The 22,635-nt window shown below is 53.1% G+C and carries 18 protein-coding genes, 10 pseudogenes, 1 riboswitch and 1 other annotated feature; of the genes and pseudogenes, 11 read left to right on the top strand and 17 right to left on the bottom strand.

Annotated elements, in window-relative coordinates:
* Positions 1-73: 73 nt before the first annotated feature.
* The 6 genes and pseudogenes from M2422_RS22250 to M2422_RS22225 form a co-directional block, all read right to left on the bottom strand.
* Positions 74-310: pseudogene (locus M2422_RS22250) on the bottom strand (transposase domain-containing protein); the annotation flags it as partial.
* A gap of 330 nt (positions 311-640) precedes the next feature.
* A pseudogene (locus M2422_RS22245) lies at positions 641-1,864 on the bottom strand (IS91 family transposase).
* 91 nt (positions 1,865-1,955) lie between these two features.
* Positions 1,956-2,312: a DNA-binding protein gene (locus tag M2422_RS22240; protein WP_193405536.1), complete on the bottom strand. Its 357-nt coding sequence runs from the start codon at positions 2,310-2,312 to the stop codon at positions 1,956-1,958.
* Positions 2,309-2,644 carry a type II toxin-antitoxin system RelE/ParE family toxin gene (locus tag M2422_RS22235; protein ID WP_001147119.1) on the bottom strand — a complete coding sequence of 112 codons (336 nt, stop codon included), beginning with the start codon at positions 2,642-2,644 and terminating at the stop codon, positions 2,309-2,311. The genes M2422_RS22240 and M2422_RS22235 overlap by 4 nt, the downstream gene beginning before the upstream one ends.
* 146 nt (positions 2,645-2,790) lie before the next feature.
* Positions 2,791-2,970, bottom strand: a pseudogene (locus M2422_RS22230) (IS21 family transposase); the annotation flags it as partial.
* Positions 2,971-3,177: 207 nt separating this feature from the next.
* Positions 3,178-3,570: a hypothetical protein gene (locus M2422_RS22225; RefSeq protein WP_259142790.1), complete on the bottom strand. Its 393-nt coding sequence runs from the start codon at positions 3,568-3,570 to the stop codon at positions 3,178-3,180.
* A gap of 92 nt (positions 3,571-3,662) precedes the next feature.
* Here M2422_RS22225 and M2422_RS22220 point away from each other — a divergent pair, with 92 nt between their 5' ends.
* The 4 genes and pseudogenes from M2422_RS22220 to M2422_RS22205 all read left to right on the top strand — a co-directional run bounded on the left by M2422_RS22220 (position 3,663) and on the right by M2422_RS22205 (position 10,344).
* A complete protein-coding gene (locus M2422_RS22220; protein ID WP_259142787.1) occupies positions 3,663-4,526 on the top strand; it encodes a transposase in 864 nt (287 codons plus the stop codon).
* Positions 4,527-5,049: 523 nt separating this feature from the next.
* On the top strand, positions 5,050-5,790 hold the full coding sequence (gene rcsA, locus M2422_RS22215) for a transcriptional regulator RcsA (protein ID WP_259142785.1): 741 nt from the start codon (positions 5,050-5,052) through the stop codon (positions 5,788-5,790).
* 499 nt (positions 5,791-6,289) lie between these two features.
* Positions 6,290-9,010 (top strand): inverse autotransporter beta domain-containing protein, encoded by a 2,721-nt coding sequence (locus M2422_RS22210; RefSeq protein WP_259142780.1) that lies wholly within the window; start codon positions 6,290-6,292, stop codon positions 9,008-9,010.
* A 127-nt stretch (positions 9,011-9,137) separates the two neighbouring features.
* Positions 9,138-10,344 (top strand): annotated as a pseudogene (locus tag M2422_RS22205) (IS256 family transposase).
* A 213-nt stretch (positions 10,345-10,557) separates the two neighbouring features.
* Here M2422_RS22205 and M2422_RS22200 read toward each other — a convergent pair.
* The 3 genes and pseudogenes from M2422_RS22200 to M2422_RS22190 form a co-directional block, all read right to left on the bottom strand.
* Entirely contained in the window at positions 10,558-10,842 is a 285-nt protein-coding gene (locus M2422_RS22200) for a helix-turn-helix transcriptional regulator (RefSeq protein WP_259142778.1), read from the bottom strand.
* Positions 10,832-11,152 (bottom strand): type II toxin-antitoxin system RelE/ParE family toxin, encoded by a 321-nt coding sequence (locus M2422_RS22195; RefSeq protein WP_259142776.1) that lies wholly within the window; start codon positions 11,150-11,152, stop codon positions 10,832-10,834. The genes M2422_RS22200 and M2422_RS22195 overlap by 11 nt, the downstream gene beginning before the upstream one ends.
* 141 nt (positions 11,153-11,293) lie before the next feature.
* Positions 11,294-11,413, bottom strand: a pseudogene (locus M2422_RS22190) (IS110 family transposase); the annotation flags it as partial.
* 60 nt (positions 11,414-11,473) lie between these two features.
* On the opposite strand from M2422_RS22190, the gene M2422_RS22185 reads away from it, so the two are divergent.
* The 3 genes and pseudogenes from M2422_RS22185 to M2422_RS22175 all read left to right on the top strand — a co-directional run bounded on the left by M2422_RS22185 (position 11,474) and on the right by M2422_RS22175 (position 13,977).
* Positions 11,474-11,803, top strand: a complete 330-nt coding sequence (locus M2422_RS22185; protein ID WP_259142774.1) for a hypothetical protein — start codon at positions 11,474-11,476, stop codon at positions 11,801-11,803.
* Positions 11,804-12,229: 426 nt separating this feature from the next.
* Positions 12,230-12,697 carry a transcriptional regulator gene (locus tag M2422_RS22180; protein WP_259142772.1) on the top strand — a complete coding sequence of 156 codons (468 nt, stop codon included), beginning with the start codon at positions 12,230-12,232 and terminating at the stop codon, positions 12,695-12,697.
* Between the two features lie 110 nt (positions 12,698-12,807).
* Positions 12,808-13,977: pseudogene (locus M2422_RS22175) on the top strand (IS3 family transposase).
* A 52-nt stretch (positions 13,978-14,029) separates the two neighbouring features.
* Here M2422_RS22175 and dqlB read toward each other — a convergent pair.
* A complete protein-coding gene (dqlB, locus tag M2422_RS23900; protein WP_024169118.1) occupies positions 14,030-14,125 on the bottom strand; it encodes a DinQ-like type I toxin DqlB in 96 nt (31 codons plus the stop codon).
* A gap of 735 nt (positions 14,126-14,860) precedes the next feature.
* Here dqlB and M2422_RS22170 point away from each other — a divergent pair.
* Together M2422_RS22170 and M2422_RS22165 are read left to right on the top strand one after the other, a co-directional pair.
* Positions 14,861-15,481, top strand: a complete 621-nt coding sequence (locus M2422_RS22170; RefSeq protein WP_259142769.1) for a recombinase family protein — start codon at positions 14,861-14,863, stop codon at positions 15,479-15,481.
* A 107-nt stretch (positions 15,482-15,588) separates the two neighbouring features.
* Positions 15,589-16,519: pseudogene (locus M2422_RS22165) on the top strand (Rpn family recombination-promoting nuclease/putative transposase).
* A gap of 39 nt (positions 16,520-16,558) precedes the next feature.
* Here the strand turns inward: M2422_RS22165 and M2422_RS22160 are convergent.
* On the bottom strand, positions 16,559-17,140 hold the full coding sequence (locus tag M2422_RS22160) for a DUF2913 family protein (protein ID WP_259142767.1): 582 nt from the start codon (positions 17,138-17,140) through the stop codon (positions 16,559-16,561).
* A gap of 341 nt (positions 17,141-17,481) precedes the next feature.
* Positions 17,482-17,550: riboswitch (Fluoride riboswitch) on the top strand.
* Positions 17,551-17,627: 77 nt separating this feature from the next.
* Here M2422_RS22160 and M2422_RS22155 point away from each other — a divergent pair.
* Positions 17,628-18,146, top strand: a pseudogene (locus M2422_RS22155) (DHH family phosphoesterase); the annotation flags it as partial.
* Between the two features lie 424 nt (positions 18,147-18,570).
* Here the strand turns inward: M2422_RS22155 and M2422_RS22150 are convergent.
* From M2422_RS22150 to M2422_RS22135, 4 genes and pseudogenes are all read right to left on the bottom strand, one after another.
* Positions 18,571-18,741, bottom strand: coding sequence for a CfaE/CblD family pilus tip adhesin (locus tag M2422_RS22150; protein ID WP_259142903.1), 171 nt, complete (start codon positions 18,739-18,741; stop codon positions 18,571-18,573).
* A 44-nt stretch (positions 18,742-18,785) separates the two neighbouring features.
* Entirely contained in the window at positions 18,786-19,532 is a 747-nt protein-coding gene (locus tag M2422_RS22145) for a fimbrial protein (protein ID WP_259142764.1), read from the bottom strand.
* 113 nt (positions 19,533-19,645) lie between these two features.
* A complete protein-coding gene (locus M2422_RS22140) occupies positions 19,646-19,960 on the bottom strand; it encodes a hypothetical protein (protein ID WP_259142762.1) in 315 nt (104 codons plus the stop codon).
* A gap of 196 nt (positions 19,961-20,156) precedes the next feature.
* Positions 20,157-20,606, bottom strand: a pseudogene (locus M2422_RS22135) (ISKra4 family transposase); the annotation flags it as partial.
* Positions 20,607-20,658: 52 nt separating this feature from the next.
* On the opposite strand from M2422_RS22135, the gene M2422_RS22130 reads away from it, so the two are divergent.
* Positions 20,659-21,872 (top strand): IS3 family transposase gene (locus tag M2422_RS22130; protein ID WP_404997319.1). Its coding sequence is split into 2 segments (ribosomal slippage): positions 20,659-20,947 and positions 20,947-21,872, totalling 1,215 coding nucleotides; the frame shifts between segments, so codons are not numbered across the junction.
* Positions 20,940-21,056, top strand: a sequence feature (AL1L pseudoknot). (Overlaps the previous gene by 117 nt.)
* A gap of 172 nt (positions 21,873-22,044) precedes the next feature.
* Here M2422_RS22130 and M2422_RS22125 read toward each other — a convergent pair.
* Positions 22,045-22,406, bottom strand: a pseudogene (locus M2422_RS22125) (IS1 family transposase).
* 42 nt (positions 22,407-22,448) lie between these two features.
* The gene (locus tag M2422_RS22120) at positions 22,449-22,574 is read right to left on the bottom strand and encodes a hypothetical protein (RefSeq protein ID WP_259142759.1); all 126 of its coding nucleotides are present in this window, start codon (positions 22,572-22,574) and stop codon (positions 22,449-22,451) included.
* Positions 22,575-22,635: the final 61 nt, after the last annotated feature.

Raw genomic sequence — 22,635 nt, 5'->3', positions numbered from 1 at the left:
CGGTGCATGATAAAGATAGCCGGCCTTTTGTTAGTAAGCGTCGTTAAATCCCCACAGTGTTCGGTCGTGGGGTTTAAGGTAGGGTGATTTTCCAGGGCAGCAGCGTGTCCCAGTCGATGACGTCGTCCGGCGATTTCAGCGCCGTCAGCAACGCATGCAGATAGTCGTACGGATTCAGCCCATTGATGCGGTCGCTTTCTACCAGGCTGAACAGCAGGGCGCTCGCATGAGCGCCAGCTTCCGTATTGGCAAACATCCAGTTCTTACGCCCGATGACGAACGGCTTTATGGCGCACTCCGCCCGGTTGTTGTGTGTGCCTTGCAAGGCACGATCTTTCCGTCGGTGAAAGTCCGACCCGGCTAACTATCGCCCCGGCCGGAAGTACAGGGGGCGGTCCAGGAGGTAACAAATGGGCTGAAGCTCTCCCTTAAACGGCTTCTTAAGGAAGTCAACGGGTTATGCGGGCCGTAACGTGAGTGAACACAGAGCAGGCCTCGATGGTTAGGAATCTGAATCGCTTCTTTTCGGATGACTTAGCCATGGAAGGCGATACGACCCATACCTGTTACGGCGCGGATCAACATGAGTTTTGTGATAAAAATGCCATCTTCGCCGGATTTCTAACCTGAAACCCATTTTTCAGGCGCACCGATCCAGCTCAGGCATCCGCAACCATCGTTTTTTCGCCATCTGATGCAGCCTGTCTGAGAGCATTTTTGCGGCGTGCTCACCCGCCATGGCGCCGGCAAAACGCAGCCGACCTTTGCAGAGGATGCACTGGTACGGATCCGTGCCCAGGAAGCCTTTCATCAGCACCGCGAACCCGGGGTGTTTCGGTTTCTCCCGTACCGTCATTTCCAGCGCTTCGTAAACCTTCGGCAGCAGCGAGCCCCGCTTGCGGTTGGCCAGAAAGCCGGAGTAGCGCACCATCTTAAAATGCTGCGCCGGAACGTGGCTGATATAGCGCCCGATCATCTCTTCCTGGCTCAGCGTCTGGCGCTTATGCTTTCCCGTGCGGTGATCGAGGTAGTGGTGGACCACCGCGCCGCCGGCGTAGTGTCGCAGCCGTGAAGCCGACACCGGCGGTCGTTTCAGGTAGCGTCCGAGGTATTTAACGCTGTGCCAGGCTCCCCGGGTCTTCTTCGCGAAGTGTACCTTCTAGTGCCGGCCATACTGTGCCTTCAGGTAGCGCCGCCACTGGGGCTCATCGCGGATGTGGCCCAGGCCCGGCAGGGTGCCGGGACTGACACGCTCATAGCTGCCGCGCAGCAGGCGGATAACGGCACCCCGCCAGATTTCCTCAACGGCCTTCTTTTTGAAGAAAAGGCTGCGCCAGGCGCCGTGCTTAACGTCAAGTCCACCGCGAGTGACGGAAACGTGGATATGTGGGTGCTGATTCAGCTGCCGACCATAGGTGTGAAGGGCGCAGAAGATACCCACTTCGATGCCCTGCCGGCGCGCCCACTTAAGCATGGCCCGGGTGGCACAGCGGAACAGCTCGTTGAGCAGGGGCCAGTTATTGCTGAAAAAGGGCCACAGCAGGTGTGGCATGGTAAAGGTGATGTGCTGCCATTCGCAGTCGGGCAGGACGTGCTGTTGCTCAGCGATCCACTGCTCGGTGGACTTCATGCCGCAGGCACTGCAGGCCTTTGACTTGCAGCTCTGGCAGAAGAAGCGGGAGTGTGTGCAGTCCGGCGAGGCGCAGCAGTAGCGGCGTAAGCCCATGGCGCAGGTCCCGCAGGCGAGTATGCGCTCAACGCAGAGGCGGGTCCACTGGCTGATGCTGTCGCCGTGTTTTTCGAGGTAGCGGTTCCAGCCGTCATCGACGGTGAAAAGAAGTTTAGCGGGACGGGGGATATGCATGGAGCAGAGTATAAAGCGGAGCTGCGGTCATGCAAATACCCGAAGCTGCGCAGCAGCGCCGCTCACGCCACAGGCGTGCTACGTTCAGAAATTAGTGGCTGGATTTGCTGAGAGTGAACTGTAACCCGGCCACTGCTGCAAGTTGTGCCAGTGTTGTGATGGTCGGGTTCCCGTTCGGGGACAATGCACGGTAGATACTCTGACGGGCAAGGCCAGATTTTTTAGCGGCTTCGGAAATCCCCCCTCGCGCCTCAATTACCTGACGTAACGCAACAAGAAAACCGCCTAAGCCACCAGACTCATTAATTTCTTCCAGGGCATTAGCAAGATAAGCGTTTGCATAATCAGGATCAGCGCGTAGTTCTTTAATCATGGCGGCGTTGTGATCAACTGCTGCCGGATAATCATTTTTGCTAATCAGCGACTTCACATTTTTGGTGGCTGTCATTTTTTTGACCTCTTTTTAAAATCTTGCAGATAACTAACGGCTTTATCTAAATCGGCTGTTTGCGTTTTTTTGTTCCCGCCAATCAGCAGGAGAATTATTTCACCATCTTCGATTGAGTAATAAACCCTGTAGCCGGGACCATAATCAACTCGTAATTCCCAGACACCATCCCTTTCGAATTTATGATCTCCAAAATTACCGCCCATAGCGCGGGCAATTCTGGAATCCACTTTTAACGCAGCGGTCTGATCTTTACGTCTTAATTTTTTCATCCAGTCGGTGTATGGAACCTCACCGTTTTCTGTCTGATATCGTTTCGCCGTGTAAGGCATCTTGCCGCCCTCGCTCCCTTAACCTGTGTACATTGTCTCCTATAAGTGACGGGCAGTCAATATAAACTGTCTCTTATAAGTGACGGTTTATATTGTGGCTATGTGCCTTCCCCGAACCATCGAAACAAGTACTGTATAAGTATGCATCACAGCAACTCCTCATACGCACTCAGTGGGCGATGCTCCACCATGCTGACCTGCTGCCAGAGCGGGGCATGATGTTCCGGCACCGTTTGCCAGCCAGATGATGCTGAACAGAGGCGGTGTGATGCCATCTGCTGCTCATTACTGTAGATCCGCAACTCATCATCCAGCGATATGCGTATTGGAGAGCATGAAAACCTTGGGGCAATCATCGAATAAGCCGCCGGCTGGGGTTAAAATCACCAGCATTCTTTCATAACCATCCTCGTTATCCAGCAATGAAGAGCTATGTCATCCAGGATTTTTCATGCTCTCGATTGCGTATTACCACTCACAGAGACCGCCTAATAACATTATCAAAGACCGGCTGATAACATTTTGCTGGATCGTCAAATAAATGACGTTCTACATGATGGTAGTTGCTCGCGGAGTGCCGGATTCAGACTGATATGCCCATGTTTCTCCATCGCCGGAATAAGCTGGGGCAGTAACGCTCTGAGCCGCTTGCCGCATAAGCGATCTGAAGCTTCCCAGAGGACAATCAGAGCCTGTTGAGAGGCTGCGCCATAAATCGAACGAGCCGTGGCTAAGCGACTCTGTTGGCTACTGTTAGTGACAGCCCCATTCAGTAACCGGATTGCTGATTTACGATGGTACCCGCTGATCAGAATGAACTCTTCGAGGATCCTTGTTTTCTCTGCCTTACTGGCTGCCTGATAACGTGTTTTCAGCGCCCGCAGCAGTTGGCGACAGGTATCCATAGGCAACAATACATTGCTCATAGGTGCACCTTTAGCTGATTATTTATCACTCAACCAAAGTAACAATTTTGGTGAGGCAACAGTGCGCGTTAGGTAACAAAAATGCTGAGTCAATGCGCCGCTGGCTCCTGGGCTATCTGTTTGCTCTGGCGGCCGACAATCTGCTGTACGCCGCAGGGAAGCGCGGACTCACCATCGGTATTTTCGGCGCCCTGCACACCTACGGTCGCCAGCTTAACTGGAACTGCCATCTGCACCTGTCGTGGACCACGGGAGGAATAAACCCGCACGGGGACTGGAAAAAGATGTCGTTCGTGCTGCCGAAGGTAAGGGAACGGTGGATATGGAACGTACGTCAGTTCCTGCTGTCGGCCTGGGGGTCCCTGTCCCTGCCACCGTCGCTGGCCCACATCCGTGATTATGATGAATGGAAACGCCTGATACTCAGCCTGGGGAAAAATGAGCAGGGAGAGGATTACTGGCACGTCTATTTTGCGAAACCGACGAAAAATGCGCGTCAGACGGCAAAGTATCTGGGCCGTTATCTGAAGAAACCGCCGGTGGCGGGTGCCAGGCTGGCACACTATGACGGAGGCAGTCGCATCAGCCTTCGTTTCCTGGATCACCGGACGGTGCACTACGACACGCTGGAGTTAAATCAGCAGGAGATGATATTGCGGCTGATACAGCACATCCCGGAGAAGCATTTCAGGATGATACAGTATTTTGGCTTTCTGGCGAACCGTGTGGTGGGAAAGTTGCTGCCGTTAGTGAAAAAAGCACTGGGACAGGAAGAAAGCCCGGCGGTGAAACAAATCACCTTCGCGGCTCTGAGTCAGGGTCTGCTGAATGTGGATCCGTTCAGGTGCATCCTGTGCGGAGGTCGGATGGTATACAGTCGGGCACTGGCGGCGGTGCTACTGGCGGTCCTGGTGGATAATGCCAGGGATATCGCGCGAATGCGGTTTGTGGGCTGATGCAGGGAAGATCCGTCCGGTGGCAGATGTTCCGGGCAAAAAACCGCCAGTCAGCTCAATAAACAACCACTGAATTTCGTCCCCGAAACAGGAAAGGTCAGTTTTTTCACCTCTGAGCCCCTGGTGTTATGAGGCCTCAAAAAGTTTGAAATTTCTAGACGTTAAATATCACGTCCAGTATGATTTTATGTGTATTTATTAATTATGATATTCCTTGACGGTTTTCCGGCGCACAGATCCGATTTTGGCTATGTCGGATCTTAAGGTTAGAGCCGGGTTAGGTAGTAATTCCTCGCATTCTTTCGATCGACAATGTCTTCTAAAGGACATTAATTTTTAAGCAACCCGCCCCACCCTCGATTAAAATGAAAGCCTCATTAATACCATCGCTTGATGTTATTTTTGAATTCTCTTCCGCAGGAGGAACAGACCTGCATAAATTCATTTTCGCCTTATTACACCCGAGCAAAATGACCGTTAAAGAAATAATGTGCCCCACTGGTTTTTATAAAGAGAGTAACTCATGGCTGCAATAATAATGGATTCATGCAATTATACCCGGCGGGGGCTGGCAGGTTATCTTTCATCATGGGGATGGGAAGAAAAAGAGATTTATGCCATTGACAATGTGAATGACCTAATACTGCCTTTTGCAGGCAGTCAGCCATCTGTCGTATTCCTTAATGAAGATTTTTTTGTTCATAGCCAGGAGCAATGCCTGAAAATAAAAAATATAATTATTCAGAACCCCGGAGTGCTGTTTATTGTGTTTATAACCCATGAAAATATTCACTGGAATAACTGTCTGCGCATAAAAACCAACTTACTGGCATGCTCGAAAATAATTAAAATAGCATCTCTTGATGCTGTCTACCGATTATTCTTAAGAGGAAAAAGACAACATTTTAATGACATTAATATACCAATCCTTTCCCTGAAAAGGGACGAATTGTTTCTACTGAAAAAATGGATGGCCGGTTTTGATGTTAATCAGATAGCTGCTCACATGGCTGTTACACCTAAAGCGGTATATACGCACAAGTACGGCATTAGAGCAAAATTTGAGACACACAGCACCCAGGTAGTGTATCACATTTATCGATTAATAGAGCGCATCGTTTACTCATCAGCAAACTCATCTCATTCGGTGGTCAGAACAGGAACGATATCGTCACTGAAAATGGCCGGCACAGGTGGGATGGTACATCAACAAGATGACGATAACGCTGACGCCTGGTGGGTTGAGTTCATTAAGGTGGTGTAAACTCAGTTACTGCCTTCCGGTCTGGTAATGGGCCTGTTATACGCTGAGTGACAGCGCTTTGTTCACTTCTGTTTCAACGCTCTGGTCTATCTCCGCCATGCTGTGCTGAGGCAGGTAGCTGTTCTGCAGCAGTATTCTTCGTTCTGCTCTGCCCCCGTTACTTTATTCGTACCCCTTATACCAGGGGGGTTAGCCAGCCAGACCCGGCATGATTACTGCCCCCAGTCGTCCATGATCCGGGGGGGATGCCCCCCCCGCAGCCCGGTACACCGGCGGCAGTTTTCCCCTGCACACCCGGTTAGCCAGAAAGCCAATGTTTCAATTTCCTGTGCGTCAGGTCCGCTGTCCCTGTGGACACACACCTTTTCATTGAACCTTTTGCCCCCGCCCCTACCATTAACCTCATGCGTTAAAGGGATTTATACCTCAAACCCTGGTGGCACGGGCGTCCTTCCCGGTGCTGACATTCTCCGTAAAATACTCTGCCGGACACTATGTAATGAATACAGGCTTGATTAAAACCGCCGCCAGACTCTGTCTGGTGGCCCAGTTGACGGGGATACTGACCGGGACACTGGTGCCGGTGGCGTCCCTGGCAAAAGGCACCGTGCCGGCCCACACGCTGACCGCCCCGCGGACCACTCCCCACACTCTCGGGGAAGGTGAGAGCGTTTCCTCCGTGGCCGCACGCCACGGCCTGACCGTGGCGGCGCTGAAAAAACTCAACCAGCTCCGCACCTTCAGCAGGCCCTTTGAGCAGCTCGCTACCGGGGACGAGATTGACGTGCCCGTGATGAAGGCCGGTCCCGGGCGTGAGCCGGCCACTGCCGCCGCGCAGGATGACCCTGCCGCCTTCTGGGCCGGCACTGCCTCCACCGCCGGACAGATGCTGCAGGGCGGGGACACCACCCGCGCCGCCGCCGGCATGGCCCGCAGCATGGCCACCGGCGCTGCCTCGACGGAGATAGAGAAGTGGCTCAGCCGCGCCGGCTCCGCACGGGTCAGTCTGGCAGCGGACGAAAAATTCTCCCTCAGCGAGGCGTCCGCTGACGCCCTGGTGTCGCTGTATGACACCCCTGACTGGCTGGCGTTCACCCAGCTCGGGTACCGGCACAGGGATGACCGCCACACCGTTAACCTCGGGGCCGGATTGCGCACCTTCCGGGGTGGCTGGATGTACGGGGTGAACGCCTTCCTCGACAACGACCTGACCGGGCGCAACCGCCGCCTCGGGCTGGGTGCCGAGGCGTGGACCGACTACCTGCGGCTCTCCGCCAACGGCTACCGCGGATTAACGGGCTGGCATCAGTCCCGTGACCTGGCCGACTATGACGAGCGGCCGGCAGACGGTTTTGACATGCGGATGGAGGGCTGGCTGCCGGCGTACCCGCAGCTGGGCGGGAAGCTGATGTATGAGCAGTACCGCGGCAACGAGGTGGCGCTGTTCGGTAAGGACGAGCGTCAGAAGGACCCGAAAGCCGTCACTGCGGGGGTGAGCTACACCCCGGTGCCGCTGGTCACCCTGGGGGCGGAGCACCGGCAGGGCCAGGGCGGACACAGCGACGCGCGGTTCAGCGTGGGCTTCAGCTGGCGTCCGGGCACGCCGTGGGCAGACCAGGTCAACCCGGCTGCGGTGGGGCTGAGCCGGACGCTGGCGTCGGGCCGCTATGACCTGGTGGAGCGCAACAACAACATTGTGCTGGAGTACAAAAAGCAGACGCTTATCCGCCTGTCGCTGCCGGAGACCCTGGCGGGTAAGGCGGGGAGTACGGACACGCTGACCGCGACGGTGACGTCACGTTACGGGGTGAGCGGGATTGACTGGGAGTACGGCGAAGTGCTGGCCGCGGGCGGCCGGGTGAGCGAGGTGAATAAAAACAGCCTGCAGATAACCTACCCGCCGTACCAGGCGGCGGCACGCGGGGCGGAAAGCAACGTGTACCGCATCAGCGCGGTGGCCCGTGACGGGCAGGGTAACGTCTCGGCGCGCCGGACGACGACGATAACGGTCCGGGAGCCGGAGGCGGCCATTGCCCGGGGCGACCTGACGGTGACGCGGGACAACGCGGCGGCGAACGGAACGGATGCCAACGCCGTGCAGGCAAAGGTGACGGACGCGGCGCATAACCCGGTGGCGGGGATGACGGTGCAGTTCACGGCCGGGAGCGAGGCAGTGCTGTCGTCGGCGTCCGGGGTGACCGGGGCTGACGGGGTGGCGGAGGTGAGCCTGACCAGCCTGAAGGCGGGCGTGACGACGGTCTCCGCGACCATCGGGGACAGCAGCCAGACCGTGGACACCACCTTCGTGGCGGATACCCCGGACAGCGGAAGGTCGTCGCTGACAGCGACCCCGGACACCATCACGGCGAACGGTACCGATGTGTCAGCGGTCACCCTGACCCTGAAGGACGCGCACGACAACGCGGTGAGCGGTCAGACGGTGACCTTTGCCAGCAGCCTGGCGGGGACCAGGGTGGGGGACGTGACCGACAACGGTAACGGCACCTACACGGCGGACCTGACCGGGACCGCGGCGGGCGAGACCAGCGTGACGGCCACCGTGGGCGGCAGCGCCTTCGGCGTGGCCGCGGCGAAGGTCACCCTGACGTCGCCATCACCCGAGCCGGTACCGGAATCCACCACGCTTGCCGTTAACGGTGCAACATTTGCTGCTAGCAGTCACTTCCCGACTACAGGCTTTACCGGGGCTAAATTCCAGGTGCTGCTGAGCGGGAGTGCATCGAATAACAGTAATTACAACTGGAGTGCTGACCAGGGGTGGGTGAGCGTGGATGCCAGTGGTAACGTATCCTTTACCGGGACGGCAACAAGCGGAACCAAAACAGTGACGATTACTGCCACACCGAAGGCGGGCGGAGCACCTCTGACCTATACCTTTACCGTCAGTAAGTGGTTTGTGAATAACAGGAACAACACCATGAACTGGGGTACAGCTGATGAATATTGCTCTTTCCGCGGTGGCCTGCCAACAGTAGCGGACTTAACTTCTGTTGGTTCAACAAGAGGTGTTGGTTCGTTGTGGGCTGAGTGGGGACGTCCAGCAGGGGCCTATTCAGGCTCGGGGTTCCTCGGCAGCCTCTACTGGACGTCGGCCGACAACGGTGCCGGCTACTACTACTACGTCAACCTGGGCAATGGCGGCGTCGGCTACAGCTACGATACGTCCGGCATCTATGTTGTGTGTCGTCAGGATCTTTAACCTTTAGCTTTTAATCTTTAAAGGTAGAGTCTTAGGGCGTGGTGTAAATTCGGAAGGATGGTGAGAGCCATCGGCTTATCCGGTAAGGTAATGGTTGCAAATACATTATCTTAAAAGGAGTCAACCGATGGCTGACAACAGCATGACATTCAGCAATACCCTGATGCAACTCGGCGGCGAGGATTTTCTGCGTGAGCTCACCGAGTTTATGCTCAACCGCATCATGGAAGCTGACGTCACTCAGCGCATCAATGCAGAGCCTCATGAGCGCAGTGATGAGCGGGAGACCTACCGTAACGGCTACCGTGACCGTCAGTACTACACCCGCCTCGGTACCCTGGATCTGCGTATCCCGAAGCTGCGTGAAGGCACCTACTTCCCGCCCTTTCTCGAGGCCCGCAGGCTGTCGGAGAAGGCGCTCAACGCGGTTATCCAGGAGGTATGGATAAACGGCGTCTCGACCCGCAAGGTTGACGCGCTGGTCCAGTCGATGGGGATGACCGGCATCTCCCGCAGCCAGGTGTCCTCCATCTGCCGCGGTATCGATGAGCGCGAGCAGGCGTTCCTGCAGCGGCCGCGGGAAGGGGAATGGCCCTACCTGTGGCTGGATGCGACCTACGTGAAGGTGCGCAAGAACGGGCGGGTGCTCAGCGTGGCGGTAATAATCGCCTGCGCGGTCAGCTCGGACGGTCGGCGGGAGATTATCGGGATGGGTATCGGTGAGTCTGAAGCCAAAGCGTTCTGGCTGGCCTTCCTGCTGAGCCTGAAGGAGCGCGGTCTGGAGGGCGTGAAGCTGGTTATCTCCGACTCGCACAGCGGCCTGAAGGCGGCGATACAGCAGGTGTTCTGTGCCAGCTGGCAACGCTGCCGGGTCCACTTCATGCGCAATGTGCTGAGCCGCGTCAGCCGGGCGAACCAGTCGGTGGTCCGTGCCGCACTGCAGCAGGTGTTCGTGCAGACCGACGAGAAAAGCGCCCATGCCACCTGGCGTGAAGTTGCCGGCCAGCTGGAGAAGAGCAACCCGGCGGTCACGGTGATGATGGATGAAGCGGAGGCTGACGTGCTGGCATACTTCGGCTTCCCGAAAGCGCACCGGGTGAAAATCCACTCGACCAACACGCTGGAGCGCCTGAACAAAGAGGTGAAGCGTCGTGCCGACGTGGTGGATACCTTCCCCAACGAAGAGAGCATCATGCGGCTACTGGGTGCGGTACTGACGGAGCAGAACGAAGAATGGCCGCTGCAGAACCGCTACCATGCCGCAACACAGCATGGCGGAGATAGACCAGCCCGCTGAAACCGAAGTAATCGACGCGCTGCCACTCAGTGCATAACAGGCCCGTTACCGGACCGGAAGGCTGTAACTGAATTTACACCACCTTGACGGACTCGACCTATGAGCCGACTGCTCTAACCAACTGAGCTAAAGGGCCGGGGGACGGAATAGTACACAACCGAAACTAGCCATGCAAATCGAATGGCTTTTTATGGTTGCCAGCTCCCGTGTCTGCGATTCTAAATTTTGCCAAAATAGACATGAGAAAAAGTTAACTCAGAGACAATTTAATGTGCATTCCGCATGCAGCTGCGTAACGCTGCAAAGTTGAGAGGCTTGCATTTGATACGTTTCTCTCAAGTCGACTTACTGCTGGCTGACTGACACCCATGCGAGCAGCAATTTCTGTGCTGGTCAACCCTGATTTGGATTTCATTTCGACCAGAACTGCGCGAAGCTCTTCTTCCTGTGTTTCTTCCTCGTAAGCCTTTTTGACTTCAGGGTTTGCGAGCGCTTTCGCTTTAATTTCTGAAAATCTGATGCCTTTAACTGCCATCTTTCAACTCCTCCCATCTTGACTTAGCAAGCGATATCTCAGCTTTTGGCGTCTTAGGGGTTTTCTTGATGAACGTCCTTAATATGTAGATCCTGCGTCCTTTGGCGTAAGCAAAAAATGTTCTGGTTATATCTTTGCGGCCAACTCGTAACTCGAACAATCCACCATCAATGATGTCTGTATCCGGATACCTTAGCTCTGGTCCTTTTGCTTCCAGCTTTTCAAGTCCTTTAAGAGCTTTTGCCTGCATAACAGGCTCGAGTTCATAAATTTCGCTTTCAGCGTCGGGGTGGAAAATTAGTTCGTACATGTGAATCCCCTTGTAAGTAGGGATTATAATTCATACGTTATAATAACTCAAGGATTATAATTTTGAGGCGTCATTAACCAGTCAGATCGATAGCGATATGGCCTGACAGATATTCCTGCATTGAAGCGTATGGAACAGATTTTATGAATTGACCGGATGGTATTTAGGATCCCATTCTTCCTCCTTTCTGAGCATTGCATTCAGAATCGTTAGTAATTTCCTCATACAAGCGACCAATGCGACTTTTTTAACTTTCCCTGAATTGCCAGCTTCTTTGATCAGGCGAGAGAAGCCGCCCCCTTAACACCCGCTAAACCCGTATTGCCCACCGTGAATGCGCAGCCGATACCGCACCGGATGATGACCATCGGGGAATCCCGCCGCCAGTTTATCAGCGTGTTCAGGGATATCGCCCGCAGCCTGCGCCGCTGGGAGGTGTTCAGCGACTTTATCACTGGCGCTGACAATACTGCGGCGGGAAGTCAGGTCTCAGGTTATGACCGCCGCGGGCACCGCCGGTATAAAGCACCGCTTCGGGTTGTGATCCCGTCATATCCCCGACAGGGAACGCGTCAGCGGGCTGCCCCTGACTCGGGTGACCACAGCAGACCCGGTATTCAGGCGGGTCTGGAAGGTATCTGCCGACAATAAACCAGCCCGCTTATTCCCCTTTTTGCACCTTTCACTGCCTGCCGTCTTTTAAAGCACACGGTTTCCGGTTGTCCCTCCCGGCGGGATGCCTAAAATCTGCGCCAGCCATCCCGCCGGCCCTCTTCAGGCTGCCGTCACGGGTCACTTCTTTTCCTGCTGGAGTTCTGCATGCATCCACGCGTTATCAAAGACGCCGCCCGGCTCTGCTTGGCCGTTCAGCTGACGGGGGTATCTTATCGGGATAACTCTAAGCCAAAACGTTATGGCTACCCCCCTCTGCCAAGACTGAAGGAATGGCGAAAATCGTTGCAGGCTTCCCTGCATTAGTGGTTCCTGGAGAAAAGTGTCACGCTGTCAAAAAAATCCAGTTAAATGTGGAACGAAAAGTGCAGGGAATATAGTAAATCCATACACAAGGAGCGCACGATGGATATATGGATATTGAGTGAAAAAGCTAAATACATTGCTAACAAACGTGAATCTTTACTTAAGCAATGGCAGCAATACAGCAACATGCTGACTCAGGGGATCACTTTATCGAAAGCAAATCTGTATCACACCATAAGCTGTACTCCAGATGACGGACTACGCTTCCGTTTATTTGACTATTTCGTTATCCATATAGGTCTCGCTGATGGTTTTAACAACCACACTATTGAGTACATTATTGAACAACATCATGAAAGCAATAAAACCCTTTTTGCTTCAGCTTTAATAGGAGAGGGGCGTATTGATAACAGTATCGATATCAGTAATCGCGGACAAGTGCTTAAGCACTACCTCGGGTTGATCCATCCGGTATATGACAGAATTTACCAGTCCATAGTTTATCAGACCATAGACGAGAACAGGCCTTTGTTCCAGATGCAGTCTCAGCGGACTGTTGAAAAGTAAGTACCAAATGGTGAGTTACTAGACTGGCCCCATGAATCTCCAGACAGTTGGTATCACTTAAGTTAGTGATAGTCTTAATACTAGTTTTTAGACTAGTCGTTGGAGTCCGGATGATTGACGTTTTAGGTCCAGAGAAGCGCAGACGGCGAAGTGTTCAGGAAAAAATCGCCATTGTTCAGCTGAGTTTTGAGCCCGGAATGACCGTGTCGCTGGTCGCCCGTCAGCATGGCGTTGCTGCCAGTCAGCTGTTCCTGTGGCGTAAGCAGTATCAGGAAGGCAGCCTCACAGCCGTTGCCGCAGGAGAACAGGTTGTGCCCGCGTCGGAGCTGGCATCTGCGATGAAGCAAATTAAAGAGCTGCAGCGCCTGTTGGGCAAGAAAACCATGGAAAACGAGCTGCTAAAAGAAGCCGTTGAATATGGCCGACAAAAAAAGTGGATAGCGCACGTGCCCTTGTTACCGGAGGATGGCGAATAAGCCTTGTCAGTCGTTGCCTCCGTGTCTCACGTGCGCAACTGCATGCCATGGCCCGTCGGTCGAAGGACTGGCAGGATCGTCGGTGCAAGCGCAAGCCTGATGATACCGACGCGCTGGCTCGTATCCATACCGTTATCGGCGATCTGCCCACCTATGGTTATCGTCGGGTGTGGGCACTGCTGCGCAGACAATCAGAAACTGACGACATGGCGGTGATCAATGCCAAACGCGTATACCGCATCATGCGTCAGAATGCGCTGCTGCTTGAGCGTAAACCGGAAATACCACCATCGAAGCGGGCGCATACAGGGAAAGTGGCCGTTGGAGAAAGTAACCAGCGGTGGTGCTCTGACGGCTTCGAGTTCAGCTGTGATAACGGTGAAAAACTGCGGGTCACGTTCGCGCTGGACTGTTGCGATCGCGAGGCACTTCACTGGGCGGCCAGTACTGGTGGATATGACAGTGAAACCGTGCAGGACGTCATGCTGGGTGCCGTGGAGCGTCGCTTCGGTAACAGCCTGCCGACATCACCCGTTGAGTGGCTGACAGACAACGGTTCAGCCTACCGTTCTTATCAGACGCGTCAGTTCGCCAGAATGGTAGGACTGGAGCCTAAACATACGGCGGTACGTAGCCCGGAAAGCAACGGGATGGCAGAGAGCCTCGTCAAAACGATGAAGCGCGATTACATCAGCATCATGCCGAAAGCATCCGCATAGTGCACTGGGGTATCGTTCGCCACGGGAATATCTGCGGCGGCGAACCAGTAATGGGTTAAGTGATAAAAAGTGTATGGAAATATAGGGGCCAAACTAGGAGTGGTTACCCTCCGGCCTTAGTTACGTTTCCGGGTTCATCAGTCGATGAACTGGCGGATCAGCTCCAGTACAGCAATCAACGCGTTTGACAGCGCGACTACAGCACGCAGAACAATGATTAACAGGTTAATCATCCGTTCTCTCCCTTCAGGGAGGCGAGACAACCGGCGCTTACTCTTACACTTGCCTGTCACACCGGTTTCTTCAGTGTGTTAGATTGAAAGTTTCCCACCCCGGCCTGAGCACCCGATAACGACACCACTCGTACATCAGGCCAGGACTTGAAATTGTTCATGCGCGTACGCAAGCCAGTCGGAGATAATCAGTCAAGAGCTAACGGGCTGATTATACAGTCCCTAAACCGAAGTACCAGCCTACCGCTTGCGAAATTACCCTTAAGGTAATAACATAGAGCCGTTAGATTGAAAGTTTCTCGTAACGGCCTGAGTCACCAACCCAGACTGATAGTAAAAAACCGACCTCACCAGTCGGTTTTTTTACGCCTGTAACCACCCCTTCGTTTAATTCCCTGCCTCATTAGACATTCAGATCATTCTACCCAGTTCAATCGATACTCCACTCTATATGCTATTCATCCTGGACATTTCGGCACCATCGGAAAAAGTGTCCAGAAAGTATTTCCGGTGATCGTATTTAATTTTGTTGACCCACCGCGCAAACCGTGAGTCTGTTCAGAGCTTGCATCTGAGCAGGCGAAGGGTTGGACAAGCCCGGTGGGCGCGTCAGCCTGTCACATTTGGGTATACTTTAAGCGTACCATTACAAAAGACACTGACAAATTTTATTGTGACCATATAAATGATACCATCATAAATAATACCACTTAAACGTTACCAGAAGGGCACAAAATGTTCGTTTTTGGTTACCTCCGGGCATCCACTTCAGAGCAGGATGCCAGCTGGGCAAAAAATGCACTAAAGGCATTTGCAAACCAACATGGCCATCGTATTGCTGGCTGGTATATCGACAATGTCTCCGGTACGACAATGAACCGTCCTGAACTGATCAGGCTTCTTGGTGATGCGGAACCTGGTGATGTGATTCTCATTGAACAGGTCGACAGGCTTACTCGCCTGGATGATGCAGGCTGGGAGACACTCAGAAAGCAAATCACCGACAAGCAGCTGGCCATCGTCAGTCTTGATCTACCGACCAGCCACCTGGCGTTATCCAGTACAGTAAGTGATGACTTTACCCGCAGCATGCTGAAGGCTGTAAATGGCATGATGCTGGATATGCTTGCCGCTATCGCCAGAAAAGACTACGAGGACCGACGACGACGCCAGGCTGAAGGTATAATCAAGGCAAAAGCAGAGGGAAAATATCGGGGCAGGATAGCTGATGCGCAGAAACATGAATTGATACGCACTCTGCGCCTGGTCAACGGAAAATCACTGCGTGAAACCGCCCGCCTGGCTGGCGTATCCAAAATGACTGTTGTCCGCGTCTGCAACAACGCTAAAGAGTAGGGGACCGAACCACCCCGGAACAGTCCCCGGCGAAACAGAAGGTACCAGGAACTCAGCTCCGGTATAATACTGCCGGATGAGCACACTTAAACCAACGGAGACGCGGAATGTCAGGCAGAAATAGAAAGGGCGGAAAGTCACCGGTTCCCCATGACGGGCTGTTTAAAACCTTCCTGACCCACACGGATACCGCCCGGGATTTTCTTGCTCTGCATCTGCCCGCAGAACTGCTGCAGCTGTGCGACCTGACCACCCTGCAGCTGGAGTCTGGCTCCTTTATTGAGGAAAACCTGCGAACCTATTTTGCCGACGTGCTGTACTCCCTGAAGACCACTGAGGGCGAGGGATACATTTATACGCTCATTGAGCACCAGAGTAGTCCCGACAGGCATATGGCGTGCCGCCATGCAGAAACACCTGGACGCCGGTCATGAGCAGCTACCGCTGGTTATTCTGCTGTTGTTTTCCCACGGTCGTGGTAGCCCCTGGCCCTGGACGCTGAACTGGACAGAGCTGTTTGCCAGCCCGGGAACAGCACGAAAACTGTATACCGGTGATTTTCCCCTCATCGACGTCGGCGCCATCGATGACGATGAAATCATGAAGCACCGCCGGATGGCTCTGCTGGAACTGATGCTGAAGCACGCACAAACCCGCGACCTGGCCGAGCTGACCGAGCATCTGGTCACCCTGCTGATTGCGGGTTACACTACCGATGAGCAGCTGGTCACTTTAATGAACTGGATGCTGCAGACGGGGGACACGGCCAGACCCGAGGCATTCCTGCAGGAACTGGCCCGCCGGTCACCGCAACACGAGGAGATTTTAATGACTATTGCACAACGACTGGAACAGAAGGCCCGTGAAGAAGGGCGCCAGGAAGGTATCCAGCTTGGCGAACAGCGCGGCATCGAGAAAGGTGAGCGCGAAGCTACCCTGAAAATTGCCCGCACGATGCTGCAGAGCGGTATCGACCGCAATACAGTGATGGGCATGACAGGTCTGACTGAAGAAGATCTGCAGCGTATCACCCACTGACACTACCGGGTTGGCTGCTGGCGACCCGTTCTTTACTGCTCATCCAGCGCTGATGGTCACCAGTTTCCAGTGGTCGTCGTTGCTGACGGCCTCCCAGCCACAGCTTTTCAGGAGTGCATTCAGCCCCTCGGCGCGTCCACCAATTCTGGCCGGGACCGGCATAACCTGCGTCCCGTCATCATTAAAACCGATATCCAGCGCGCTTTTCAGCAGACAGATGCTGTTTACCGACGCCGATGGCTGAATCTGACGCCGGCCGCTCCATTCGCTGTCGCTGAGGACGTGATACACCCAGTCATACTGCTTCGCCAGCTCCAGCGCGTAGGTCAGGCGAAAAAGATCGTTCTGCTCGGACAGTTCACCGGTACAGCTACGCCAGAGATAATCCAGCTTATGGCGCAGTCGCGCACGAACGCCGAGCGTCCGGCCCTGGTTGAGAATCCAGTCAACATCGGTGGCCACGTCACGTGAAAAACGGCGCTGTTTTTTCACCTGCGCAAACCACCGGGTGATAAACAGGTTTTCCTGCGACTCAGACTCCACCAGGCCATCTTCCCTGGCTGTCAGCAGGGCGATAAGAGCACACCATGCCAGGTGCCCCGTTTTTTCCATATTTCTCATAAACTCACCAGCCCGGGGGCTGTCCTTCAGCAATGATGTTTGTCATCCAGTTCCACCAGTCGGCTGTTCATCTGATCGGGATGTTCCCGATATAGGGGTCAGTTTGGATATCGAAAATTATTGTACGTTAAGGTTGTTTTTTGACCTTTCGATTTTAGCTGGTCTCAGCCGACGAAACTTACCGGAATCCGGTATCCGGTTACTCCTCCAGATATAATCGCCACAAGTAAATTAAGCTCCTTTTTTAGTCATTAACGAGGGCTGGGGGAAATCGCTATTCATAATCAGAAGCCTTTGACGCAGGAACTTATCAGGATGACAGTTTATTTTCTGACTTATACTGTCTGCAAGGTGATGGCGTTCCACCTTTCCCAACCGCCCCGTCCGGGGCTGATGACGCCTGATATGACTCTTGATTTTCAGGAGGTATGTCAGGCCGTCGATAAATCCTTCCGGCCTGTGTACTTCCCTTTACGGGGATACATTGTTGATTAATGTTTTTGGACACCTTAACCCTGACAGCGACGCGGTCTGCACCGCAGTAGTAACGGCGGACTGGCTCAATTGGTGTGACCATCCAGCCCGTGCGTGGAGGACCGGTGAAGTGAATCCTGAGACACGCTATATATTTGAAGCTGCCGGGCTCAACTTGCCTCCCCTGCTTGATATTCCCCTGAAAGGTGAACCGGTATGGCTGGTCGATTTTACCGAACCGGCACAGGGGCCTGTTGACATTCTTCAGAGCAATATTATCGGGATTATCGACCATCACCGGCTGGGCGGGCTGGTCACGCAACTGCCGCCGGAGGTCTGGATAAAACCGGTAGGCAGCAGCACAACAGTACTCTGGCTGCTGATGGATGCTGAAATGCGGCGTTCGATACTCCCAGCCCATGGCACATTGCTTCTTGGTGCCCTGCTCAGCGACACAGTTAACCTACGCTCACCCACCACGACTAAAGACGATATCCGCACAGCCACAGAACTCTGCATCCTGTCAGGGGTAAAAGGGGTCTGAAGTCCAATGGAACGAAAACGTACGTTAGTGATGTAACTTTCTGATAAATAAAAACATAATGGACTTAGTAAAACGCCCTCAATATGGTGTCTTTTTAATCGAAAAATAGCATTTAACGGACAGTATTGTCTACTAATCGTTTTTCAGACGTTCATTTTTCGCTTACCGTACGTTTTCGTACGGTTGGCACTCAACCCACTTAATGATTTCCTGTGAAAGACCATTGATGCCGTCGCTTACCAGTGCAGCACCGGCTAACATCCCGATTGCAGGCATTGAGGTTATCATCGCCAGCCCGGTGAAAAGGAACATGGCGGCATCTTCCACCTTTTCTACTGCCTGAAATGCACCGATCGCTGCAAAGCCAGTGAGTCAGTACGTGCCTGGGAGCACATAAAGCAGATCGCTTCAGCTAGTTGGACACGTTACTCTGCGTCGACGGTGTGTAAATAATAGTTAACTTACCGGTGTAGCGGCCCGCAGCCTTATCAGCCAGATTAAAGGCTGGCGTGATGAGTTGTATGGGGGCAGGAATGCAGAGTGACACGCCCGGTACGCCCGGCAGCACGACCTGACGCTGAATACTACGCTGGTTAGTATTGGTCCAGCTGATTTCGGTGGCGTTTTTTATCGTCTCTGTGAAGCAGGCAATTCCGTTACTTCTTCCGTATTTTTAATCCAGTTAAAATACTTTATTTTGTACAGGTTTCCGGGTTTAAAGGTCACGCCAGTGATAGCGAGTTCGCTGTCAGGATAAAGCGTCAGTTCCTTTTTTTCCCACGTGCAGTCGCTGGCTGAACGACACGTTCCTATCTCTTTTACGGGGATGCGAACAGTTCCCGTGTTTATCACTTTTCCTGAGGCAGGGCTGTACTCCATGCTGGCAACTGCTTTCTGTGGTGCCACATGAACAAGCACCCCCCAGATAATATTCACTCCGACCTGCGCATCAGCAGGCGCATTTCCTTCCCGGGCGGGTGTGAAATTGTAAGCAGCCTCATTGACGCCTTCGAAATACACTCTCCACGTAGTTTCTTTTTGCGGAGGATTAACAGATACAAGCCTGACAACCCGCTCACCACCTGCGGCAAGCGCTATTTTTTGAGGCGTAACGATAAGCTGAGTGGCGTCAGACATATCGGAATCGATTTCATTCTCTTTATTTGTTCCGGGATTCACTATTTTCTTTAACTTAACCATTACAAACTGAACATCATTATCCTGGGATATCACTCTGATTTGAGATGCGCCGTTTTCACCCAATGAAGCTTCCATAGGATATACATACATCGCCGCATTCACAGGGCCGGCAATAACCCCGAGGAAGAAAATCGACAAACGTGAAAATATTCTGAAATTAAGCCAGGTTTTCATCCCTTAAATCCTTAACCGAAGTATCTGAGAGGCCAGTTGCTCACATCACAGCAGCCTGCCAAACAGCAAAATAAATCATCCCAGTCTGATTTTATGCAATATTTTATCCTGAATCAATCAATGTGATCGGCATGGGCGATCATACAGGTATGAACACCATAAAATATTCTTAATATTTCTTCTACTTCTCCGATATAGGGGCCACTGGTAAAACATCCGCTTTCAATCACAACAGAAATGATGTCCTTTGCTTCTGCCCGTTCAGAACGGGAGTTCAGCCTTGAAAGTGGCAAAAATGAGACTGAACCTGAATCATCATATTCACTCTCATTATTAATACTTTGGTATATATCTTTAAATCGTTCCTGCAGTTCATTTTCCGTTGATGCACTGAAAATCGTTTCATTCAAAACGCTGACATCTTCCATAAATATCTCCATTTAATGTCAGAGAAAATAAAACATAGAAAAACGATATTTTCACTCCAGAATCACAAATAAGCGAAGATAATCACAATTATGTTACATAATTTATGGGGTTACTGACCGCCTTAGCAATATGCAGAAACTGTAGCCCGGGGCATCTGTTATAGGAGAGCATGAAAAACCATGGGGCAGTCGTGAACTATGCTGCCATCGCCGATAACTTCCCGCCGCTCTGTTCATCTATCGTGAAACCGGGGTACCAGCTGGCAAATTTATCCTGCAGTTCGTTATTCAAAACGGCGGTCCGGGTCTGTAACAAATAATGAGCCCCTTTTCTGCTCCACTGCATCTGCTGCTTTTTGGCCATTCGTCTGGCGATCACTTCATTGATCGTGGATTCCACAAACGCGGTTGATACCGGCTCCCCATACCGGCGCATTTCGCCGTAGTTTGGGAGCATCATCTTATTATTCCGGATGTAGGTATACATTTCATCCAGATGTTTTTGCAGGGATTTCAGGTTTGCATAGTTGAGTTCAGGGTCATCGCAGTACATAACGCAATCATCAATGTGCTCCAGTGCAGTGGCAACATTGCCATGCCAGAGGTATCGTTTACTGCTTTCCAAGAGTGACGAAACCTTACTGTCTGAACCGCCCCGGGAATCCTGGAGACTAATCTCCTTGAGAGAGGTAAACAGGATGACTAAAAATACTCGCTTTTCCCCTGAGATTCGTCAGCGGGCCGTTCGTATGGTTATTGAAAGCCAGAATGACTATGACTCGCAGTGGGCGGCCATCAGTTCCATCGCCCCTAAAATCGGCTGTACGCCGGAGACCCTGCGTATCTGGCTGCGTCAGTATGAACGTGATGCCGGTGGCGGTGATGGTGGCCTCACCACCACTGAGCGTCAGCGTCTGAAAGAGCTGGAGCGGGAGAACCGCGAGCTACGGCGCAGCAATGATATCCTGCGACAGGCCTCAGCTTATTTTGCGAAGGCGGAGTTCGACCGCCTCTGGAAAAAATAGCCCTCCTGGTGGATACCCTGAGCGATGAATACGGGGTCGGACCGGTATGCCATGAGCTGGATATCGCCCCGTCTTCATACTACCGCCACCGTGGATATCAGCTGCATCCTGACAGACGCAGCCATCGCGACCAGCGTGATGAACAACTGAAGCAGGAGATACAGCGCGTGTACGACGAAAACCACAGCGTCTATAGTGTTCGCAAGGTCTGGCGCCAGCTGCTGCGGGAGGGCTTCAGCGTGGCCCGATGCACCATCGCGCGACTGATGAAAACCATGGGGCTTGCCGGGGTGCGCCGGGGCAAAAAGGTCCGGACCACCGTCAGCCGGAAAGAAGCTGCGGCAGGCGACCGGGTCAACCGTCAGTTCGTGGCAGAGCGTCCCAATCAGCTTTGGGTAGCAGACTTCACATACGTGAGTACCTGGCAGGGCTTCGCGTATGTGGCGTTCATCATCGACGTGTTCGCCGGAGCCATCGTGGGCTGGCGGGTGTCGTCATCGATGGAAACCACGTTCGTGCTGGATGCGCTGGAGCAGGCGCTGTGGGCCCGCCGGCCATCAGGCACCATCCATCACAGCGACAAAGGTTCACAGTACGTGTCGCTGGCATACACACAGCGGTTGCAGGAGGCGGAGCTTCTGGCTTCAACGGGAAGCACGGGTGACTCTTATGATAACGCGATGGCCGAAAGCATCAACGGCCTGTACAAAGCGGAGGTGATACACAGGCAAAGCGGGAAAAGCCGTGCAGAGGTTGAGCTGGCGACGCTGGCGTGGGTGGACTGGTACAACAATCGCCGGTTGCTGGAAAGGCTGGGGCATATCCCACCGGCAGAAGCCGAACAGGCATATTATGCTTCCATCGGGAATAAGGATCTGGCAGCCTGAGTTCCCAACCAAAATACTCTCCCGGAAAACCGGGGCGGTTCAATTACGTACCAACATATTTATTTTCCTATCAGGAGCTGGCTGCTTTTTAAGTTCAATTTTTATATTTTACCATTAGATTATTAAAAATCCATCATGTAAAATATGAGATAGAAATGGTAATGATTTCCAATCAGTAGAACATGTATTTTTCGATAAACGCGCCGATGACTTTTTCGTGGAGCTCAACCGGGTGCGAGAAGCAGATCATGTTACGAGCCAGACGCTTAATGCGGGTGCAGAGCGTCAGGTTATTACGCTCAATGCGCTGGGTGAATATTTTGCCGGTCAGATGTTTATCCTTCGGCACCTCCCGGTCATAACTGCCCCAGTTTCGGTGATTTGCTCTTTAACGCCCGGCTTACGGGCTCCACAAGCGTAAGTGAGCTGAAACACGCGATGGCAGTCACGGCAGCGAAATCTGTCATAGCCTTTAGGGTTCTGATCATGGCGGTAAACCAGAGCAGACTGACAACGGGCGTTAACGCTGGCCATGAGAGAACCGCACTGTATAGCAGATTCAACCAATTAGAGGCATCACCGGTATTCATCCCGCAACAGCACAAACAAAGACTCCTCATAACATCGCAAAAACATTCCTTCACGTATCAATGAAAGCTTACCGGGGCGTTCACTTAAAATAATTTTATCCTGAATATTCATGATAACTCCTTTGCGTTTTTTCAGTTCAGCGCCCGAAGGCGCTGAACTGAACGACAAAAAA

The sequence above is a fragment of the Enterobacter sp. SLBN-59 genome, assembly GCF_024807915.1.
Lineage (GTDB): Bacteria > Pseudomonadota > Gammaproteobacteria > Enterobacterales > Enterobacteriaceae > Enterobacter > Enterobacter asburiae_B.
The sequence above is the reverse complement of the archived record's forward strand: the minus strand, read 5'-3'. Positions and strand labels throughout refer to the sequence as shown.

Coding starts and splice junctions, on each gene's coding strand:
- M2422_RS22225 (WP_259142790.1), bottom strand. CDS start 3,570: ATGAGCAATGTATTGTTGCCTATGGATACCTGTCGCCAACTGCTGCGG.
- M2422_RS22240 (WP_193405536.1), bottom strand. CDS start 2,312: ATGACAGCCACCAAAAATGTGAAGTCGCTGATTAGCAAAAATGATTAT.
- rcsA (WP_259142785.1), top strand. CDS start 5,050: ATGGCTGCAATAATAATGGATTCATGCAATTATACCCGGCGGGGGCTG.
- M2422_RS22220 (WP_259142787.1), top strand. CDS start 3,663: ATGCGCCGCTGGCTCCTGGGCTATCTGTTTGCTCTGGCGGCCGACAAT.
- M2422_RS22180 (WP_259142772.1), top strand. CDS start 12,230: ATGGATATATGGATATTGAGTGAAAAAGCTAAATACATTGCTAACAAA.
- M2422_RS22235 (WP_001147119.1), bottom strand. CDS start 2,644: ATGCCTTACACGGCGAAACGATATCAGACAGAAAACGGTGAGGTTCCA.
- M2422_RS22210 (WP_259142780.1), top strand. CDS start 6,290: ATGAATACAGGCTTGATTAAAACCGCCGCCAGACTCTGTCTGGTGGCC.
- dqlB (WP_024169118.1), bottom strand. CDS start 14,125: ATGATTAACCTGTTAATCATTGTTCTGCGTGCTGTAGTCGCGCTGTCA.
- M2422_RS22120 (WP_259142759.1), bottom strand. CDS start 22,574: ATGAATATTCAGGATAAAATTATTTTAAGTGAACGCCCCGGTAAGCTT.
- M2422_RS22160 (WP_259142767.1), bottom strand. CDS start 17,140: ATGAGAAATATGGAAAAAACGGGGCACCTGGCATGGTGTGCTCTTATC.
- M2422_RS22140 (WP_259142762.1), bottom strand. CDS start 19,960: ATGGAAGATGTCAGCGTTTTGAATGAAACGATTTTCAGTGCATCAACG.
- M2422_RS22170 (WP_259142769.1), top strand. CDS start 14,861: ATGTTCGTTTTTGGTTACCTCCGGGCATCCACTTCAGAGCAGGATGCC.
- M2422_RS22200 (WP_259142778.1), bottom strand. CDS start 10,842: ATGGCAGTTAAAGGCATCAGATTTTCAGAAATTAAAGCGAAAGCGCTC.
- M2422_RS22195 (WP_259142776.1), bottom strand. CDS start 11,152: ATGTACGAACTAATTTTCCACCCCGACGCTGAAAGCGAAATTTATGAA.
- M2422_RS22145 (WP_259142764.1), bottom strand. CDS start 19,532: ATGAAAACCTGGCTTAATTTCAGAATATTTTCACGTTTGTCGATTTTC.